We start from the raw sequence: 6,494 nt of genomic DNA, 5'->3' as shown, positions 1-6,494 counted from the left end.
ACATAGATTTTTGACTACAAAATAATATTTTCAAATACAAATGAGTATTTATGCTTATATTATTTTTTACCTAAATGTTTAATAAAATTTAGTGATTATACTGAAAGTTTATTTATAAATGTAGAGGAAGTTTTCCTAGTATTTTCAGGCATTGATATAGTACAATAAAAAGTATCAACTCAAAAGCAAATAAATTATGAAGAAAGCTATAACTATCTTGGGTATTAGTGCAATCTTGTTATCTTTTACAACTATTGCTAAAGCACAATCCAATAACCCTAATAACCCTGAAACCAAAGCAACTATATCTGGAGAGTCTCTCAAAACAGTAGAAGGCAGATCAATTACTAATGATAATTACCGTACATATATTGATGAGCCAGAATCTAGTAATTCTTCTAATCAGGGAATTAAACCTTATGAACTGCGTCGTCAAGAGCAAAACGTAGAAGTGATTCCTGGAGTCTCTATTCCTGTCAACCCAGATGAGCGTCAAGTAGAAAACCCCCTAGAAGAATATACTTTAGACGGCGATCAATCTGGAAAAGGATTCAAATTGAAATTAGGAATTTAGAAATTATTGATGCTATCAAATTTTTGGGAATACTTTGCAAATTATAGATTTAAGAGAAAATAACATATGAGGAACTGATAATAATCAGTTCCTCATTTTTGATAGAATCAGAAATAGACAGTATGATTTTTCTAGAACCCTAGAAACCGGGTTTATATTAGATGCCGATATATACTGACATCTGTCTCCAACAAACCCGGTTTCTTATAACACCAGAGCGATTATTTGATAGCTAGGTTCACCAACGCCGAAATTATCATGAAACGTTCCTACTATCTTCTCAAGAAGTAGAAGTTTAGCCTTTTATTTGAGCGAGCATTGCAGCCTCATCCCAATAGGAAGATAGTTTTTGAATTGTACCATTTTCATTAATCTCAAACACACTAATTCCCTCTGCAACTGCCTCCTTACCATTTTTGGCAACTACCTGCATCTTCCATTTAACTGCTGCTCCATTACCTGCAATAAATATATTGTTTGGTGTCAATTCTAATTTTGCATAGAACTTCGAGAATAGGGCAAATAATTTCTCACCGTCTGACTTTGCATTCATTGGTGGTTTATCAACAGGGTCACAGATAACAGCGTCTTCAGCAAAAATTTCTAACCATCCTTGAGCATTCATCGCTGTCATATTTGTGAAGTAAGAGTTTACCACTTTTTCGATAGTTTCTTTTGTCATTTTTGAGTTTGATTTAGTAGGTGTTTATCGTCGAAATAAGAGATTGAATGTATCAGGAAAGATAAAAATGAGATAGGGAGTAGGGAGNATTCATCGCTGTCATATTTGTGAAGTAAGAGTTTACCACTTTTTCGATAGTTTCTTTTGTCATTTTTGAGTTTGATTTAGTAGGTGTTTATCGTCGAAATAAGAGATTGAATGTATCAGGAAAGATAAAAATGAGATAGGGAGTAGGGAGTAGAGAGTAGGGAGTAGGGAGGAAGAAATCAACACATTTCTCACTTCAAAATCTAGGAATATATTTACCTCATATCTCTCTACCTACTGGATTTCAATTCTTTGAAGTATTACCAATTTGGGATTTTAGTAACTATTCATTCTCTTAATACTTATTTTACAAACAGTCTCTCATAGTTACTATACCAAGTTAAGATAATTAGTTACAATCAAAAATTATTCTGTTGGATTAACAGATTAAGAATATAATTGATGATATTTAATAATTTATATAGCAGTTCTCTGATAAATAAGATACGATATTTTATTACCAAAACCAGGAAGTCCAAAGTCTCTCTTTGGATAGGGGATGAAAAGATAAGAGTTCATTATGTCAATCCCGATGGTGAGCGCCAGAGGTACTGTTTTCGGCTGTCGCCGACATGAAACGCTCCGCGACATGTTTGCGGAGCATTCCCTATACGAAAAAACACAGTTCCTCTACAGGAGGCTAACTGTTTAGCGTTCCGCACAACGCGCGTTAACGCTACGCGACATGTTTGCGGAGCATTCCCTATACGAAAAAACGCAGTTACGACCATAGGAAGCTAACTGATAACTGAAATGACCTGTTCCAAAAAAAAGAGAGTTATCTTACTGAAAAAGCTAGCTGAGATACTCCCTTGTTTAATTCAAAGTTTTTATTCGATTTTGTTTTTCTGATTTGTCTTGGTTTTAAACTCAATTCAGACCTCCTAAAATAAAGGTGATTCACTCGTATTACCTAGAAAATATATCTATCCCTAAGTGATACTCGGAAAGCAACTGATTAAACACTGGCCATTTGTAACCAATCAAATATTTGGTCCAATTGCTGCAATGTTACGAGACCATATTGCCAAAGTACCATCGGTAATTGATTAGAATCTTCTTCCTGATGTCGTAAAGCAGTGGCTATGGCAGAATCTGGGATGGACAACTCCCACTTCAAGAATTTGATTAACTGAGCTTGTTTTGTAGACATGATTAAAAGTTTTCTCCAGTAGTATCTTAAAAAAATTTTCAAACAGGTTTTATTTATCACGATACCTAGTATCAATTATTATTCAGAAAGCCTCAGTGACTCTCATCTTTTAATCATGTGAGATATCTCAGTTTTGTCAATGATTCAGATCACAATTTTGTTGTAGAGAATACTAAATTATAGTGTTGAGTCTTAGGGAGCAATGAGATTTTTTGATTCACCCTTGATACATTTCAATATCTAAAAATTATTATTAATTCAAGTCTCAGTAGAGGTAAGCGTGGAAAAGTATACTTTTTATGAGTAGTAAATATAAAGTAAATATCCAATCAAAAGACCAGGAAATCCACATTTTCTATGATCTAATCAAAATTCTATAATAGAGCATTACTAGGGTAATGATCGAGGAATTTTAGAAATTTCTTACAGGAGACCATAATTACATTACCCTCAGTGATATTACCGTTATAAGTAATAATAGCTTTGATTACTTATCAGTAGGGTTTGTGATTAGAAGTCTTATAAGTGAGGATAGGAGTCAGGAGTCAGGAGAAATCGGGAATTACAGAGAATTTAGGAAGAAGAATTGTCCCTATTTTCAGCCTCCTACTTCAGTAGGAGGTACTGAATAACTGTTAACTGATAACTGAAATTATCTACTTACCTGATTTAGGAGACTTCTTTAATTCTGATTCCTCAGATTTGAGCGCTTCATCCAGGACAATACGAGCTTCTTCTGCTTTCTCTTTTGCTTCTCTATAGCGTAAATTAGCCACAGCAAAAATTTTCAGGGTCTTAAAACCGTCTTTAAGATTAGCAATTTCTTCAACGGTTACAGGTTCATCTGTAAACAGGACTTCAATTGCAGAACGAATTTTTAATGCCTCTTCTCTAGACTCTACAACCTTCATCTTCAGAGCAGCAAAATCGCTGAGTATTTGTACTGCCTGAGCAACAGCATCTTCTTCCTCAGAAGTAATTTCTTTTGATTCTTTTGATTCTTTGACCTCAATAAACTGCTCCGGGCTAAATCCATTTTCTAATTCTGTCGGTATATCACCAGAGTCCATCATTTCCACAAGCTTATCCATAGCTTTCTGACGGGCCCTTTCTGAATCTTTGCCCCTAACGGTTATGATTGTATCTGGATTCTGAGGCAAGGTATAACTAACCATAATCTGAGTCAACGTTTAGGTATTAAGTATAACCAATATACAATAAAAATTAATGATATCATTTTAAATAAAGCTAGCTACAAATAATCAATAATTTTTGTTCTCCTAGATTATTGTTGATGATGAGGAAGCAAATTTTAATAATAGTTAGCTGAAATAAAACCCATTATTAGGGTATGCTGATGTACCATGTTCATCATCTAAATCTTAAGTTTCAATCTTACTAGGAATGCTAAATGGATGGCTCAGAAAACTACAGAAAGTATCCCCAGTTAGGCAAATACTCACCTATTTGGATAGTGCTAACCCTACCTCTGAGAATTGTAGAGACTTAAAAAACCTCTCCTATCCACAGTGGCAACATCGTTTTTTAATCGCTCGACTAAATTTAGCATTGTGGCTAGCTTTTTTCTTCTTTTTGAGTAGAACTATACTCAATCTAATCTACTTTATAGAAGGTAAATATCCTAGCTTAGAAGAGTGGGTAATTGCCAGAATTTTAGTACATTCAATTCTAGTTGGCTGTATATTTCTGTTGCGAACTGCTTGGGGTCATAGCCATCTAGGTCTAATATTTCTCAGCTCTTCTTGGGCAGTGACGATGATTGAGCAAATTTCAGATACAATTACGGGAAATGTTAATCCTGAGTTTTTTATCTGGATGTTGACTTTCTTTACTCAAGCAACTTTAATTCCAGTCAGATGGTTTCTGCACCTAGTATCCCAAATTACTATCTTAGGTTACTACTTCAGTGTGAATCAAATTCTTGGTTTTGATGTAGCACCCTTTAATTGGAATTTTGTTAAGATGTGTTTTGGCATCTTCTGGGTATGTTTAATTTGCGACCTCTCGGTATATTTATATGAGTCTCTGCAAAAAACTGAATTTAATACCAAATTACAACTAGAAGCAGCATATCAAGAACTACATTCAACTGAAGATAGGTATCGCAGCATTCTTGAGAACTCGGTTGAAGGTATTTTTCAGTCTACACCAGATGGGCGTTATATATACAGTAATCCTACTTTAGCCAAGATATTTGGTTACGACTCACCAGAGCAACTGATGGTACAAGTTAATGATATTGGCAAGCAAATTTATGTTAACTCTAGTCGTAGAAATGAGTTTGTGGATTTAATTAATAGGAATGGAACAGTATTAAAATTTGAATCTCAAGCTTATCGTGCAGATGGCAGCATTTTATGGATTTCTGAAAATGCAAGAGCAGTATATGATCGAGAAGGTAAGCTTATTGCTTATGAGGGTGATATTGAAGATATTACAGAACGCAAGTGGGCAGAAGCAGAAATGAAGAAAGCACTGGAAATAGAAAAAGAGCTAAATCAACTTAAGTCTCAATTTATTTCTATGGCATCCCATGAATTTCGTACTCCTTTAACTACCATATTAGCTTCCGCAGAAGCATTAGAACACTACGGTTATAAATGGAATGAAGAAAAAAAATTGACTTATTTGCATCGTATTCAAGCTACAGCTCAACACATGACAGGGTTGGTGAATGACATATTAGTTATTGGCAAGACAGAATCAGGTAATTTTGATTTTAACCCAGCACCATTAGATTTAGAAAGGTTCTGTCGAGATATTATAGAAGATATTAAACTCAACATGAGTAGTCAATATTCCCTTGATTTTGTCGTTCAAGAAGCAACGGAATTAATGACAAAAAAATCTTTAGATATAACCATTTTAAATCAAATACGGGAGCTAGATTCAAAACAGCAAAATAATGGAAAAAATGATGCAATCTTATTAGCACAAAATCAATTTTTAGAAGAAATACCAGAATTAGTTTCTATAGATGAAAAGTTATTGCAACATATCTTATATAATTTACTTTGGAATGCAGTCAAATATTCCCCGAAAGGTGGTCAGGTGCACCTCAAACTTTCTTACTTAAATAACTATGCAATTTTTCAAGTCCAAGATGAAGGTATTGGTATTCCAGAAGCAGAACAAAAATACCTATTTAACTCTTTCTACCGCGCACAAAATGTTGCCGATATTTCTGGTACAGGGTTGGGACTTACTATTGTCAAAAACTTTGTAGATTTACATAGAGGTCATATTTTTGTAGAAAGTGAAGTAGGGGTGGGAAGTAAATTTACTGTCATATTACCATTGGATTTAGCAAAGGAAAATATAGATGAAAAAAATTCTAGTGATTGAAGATGATAAATCAATTTTGACAATCATTACAGATATTTTAGAAGCAGAAGATTTTATGGTAATAGGAGCAAAAAATGGCAGAGTAGGAATAGAAAAGGCTCAACAAGAAGTTCCAGATTTAATTATTTGTGATGTGATGATGCCTGAAGTTGATGGATATGGAGTATTAAAGTCATTACGAGAGAATTTAGTAACAGAAGCAATTCCATTTATTTTTCTGACTGCAAAATCCACAAAAGCCGATTTAAGAGAAGGAATGGAATTAGGAGCAGATGATTACTTAACAAAACCTTTTACTAGAGACGAATTAATGAAAGCTATTAATACTAGGTTAGATAAACAAAGGGTGATTGAAAGAAGAACTCAAGAACAATTAGATGACTTAAGAAGTAGTATTACTTTATCTCTACCTCATGAACTACGCACTCCCCTCAATGGAATTATTGGTTATTCACAGTTGATAATTGAAGACTTTAAAGATTTGGAAGAGAATGAAATTTTAACAATGCTAGAAATTTTCGGATATTTTTTCAAACTTTTCTTAATTTCGATTAGGAGCGATCGCTTGAAATATAGGAATTGAGTAGGAAGAAGAAAGAAAGTTACAGGACTTAGGCAAAAGTACTATATAT

Annotated in this window: 6 protein-coding genes; 3 read left to right on the top strand and 3 right to left on the bottom strand. The window is 33.9% G+C overall.

What is annotated here, in order from left to right; all coding sequences use genetic code 11:
- Positions 1-196 precede the first annotated feature (196 nt).
- Positions 197-574: a hypothetical protein gene (locus AFK68_RS15945; protein ID WP_094673639.1), complete on the top strand. Its 378-nt coding sequence runs from the start codon at positions 197-199 to the stop codon at positions 572-574.
- A gap of 295 nt (positions 575-869) precedes the next feature.
- Here the strand turns inward: AFK68_RS15945 and AFK68_RS15940 are convergent, their stop codons facing one another.
- From AFK68_RS15940 to AFK68_RS15930, 3 genes are all read right to left on the bottom strand, one after another.
- Positions 870-1,256 (bottom strand): nuclear transport factor 2 family protein, encoded by a 387-nt coding sequence (locus AFK68_RS15940; protein ID WP_094673638.1) that lies wholly within the window; start codon positions 1,254-1,256, stop codon positions 870-872.
- A 1,045-nt stretch (positions 1,257-2,301) separates the two neighbouring features.
- On the bottom strand, positions 2,302-2,496 hold the full coding sequence (locus AFK68_RS15935) for a DUF2949 domain-containing protein (RefSeq protein WP_210407431.1): 195 nt from the start codon (positions 2,494-2,496) through the stop codon (positions 2,302-2,304).
- A 656-nt stretch (positions 2,497-3,152) separates the two neighbouring features.
- Positions 3,153-3,671, bottom strand: coding sequence for a hypothetical protein (locus AFK68_RS15930; protein WP_094673637.1), 519 nt, complete (start codon positions 3,669-3,671; stop codon positions 3,153-3,155).
- A gap of 229 nt (positions 3,672-3,900) precedes the next feature.
- On the opposite strand from AFK68_RS15930, the gene AFK68_RS15925 reads away from it, so the two are divergent.
- Complete coding sequence (locus AFK68_RS15925; protein ID WP_094673636.1) at positions 3,901-5,862, top strand: PAS domain-containing sensor histidine kinase; 1,962 nt, start codon at positions 3,901-3,903, stop codon at positions 5,860-5,862.
- Positions 5,840-6,445: a response regulator gene (locus tag AFK68_RS15920; RefSeq protein WP_094673635.1), complete on the top strand. Its 606-nt coding sequence runs from the start codon at positions 5,840-5,842 to the stop codon at positions 6,443-6,445. The genes AFK68_RS15925 and AFK68_RS15920 overlap by 23 nt, the downstream gene beginning before the upstream one ends.
- Positions 6,446-6,494: the final 49 nt, after the last annotated feature.

Origin of the sequence: Hydrocoleum sp. CS-953, from assembly GCF_002260545.1 — a bacterium.
Classification (GTDB): Bacteria; Cyanobacteriota; Cyanobacteriia; order Cyanobacteriales; family Microcoleaceae; genus Trichodesmium.
The sequence above is the reverse complement of the archived record's forward strand: the minus strand, read 5'-3'. Positions and strand labels throughout refer to the sequence as shown.

Coding starts and splice junctions, on each gene's coding strand:
- AFK68_RS15930 (WP_094673637.1), bottom strand. CDS start 3,671: ATGGTTAGTTATACCTTGCCTCAGAATCCAGATACAATCATAACCGTT.
- AFK68_RS15920 (WP_094673635.1), top strand. CDS start 5,840: ATGAAAAAAATTCTAGTGATTGAAGATGATAAATCAATTTTGACAATC.
- AFK68_RS15925 (WP_094673636.1), top strand. CDS start 3,901: ATGCTAAATGGATGGCTCAGAAAACTACAGAAAGTATCCCCAGTTAGG.
- AFK68_RS15945 (WP_094673639.1), top strand. CDS start 197: ATGAAGAAAGCTATAACTATCTTGGGTATTAGTGCAATCTTGTTATCT.
- AFK68_RS15940 (WP_094673638.1), bottom strand. CDS start 1,256: ATGACAAAAGAAACTATCGAAAAAGTGGTAAACTCTTACTTCACAAAT.
- AFK68_RS15935 (WP_210407431.1), bottom strand. CDS start 2,496: ATGTCTACAAAACAAGCTCAGTTAATCAAATTCTTGAAGTGGGAGTTG.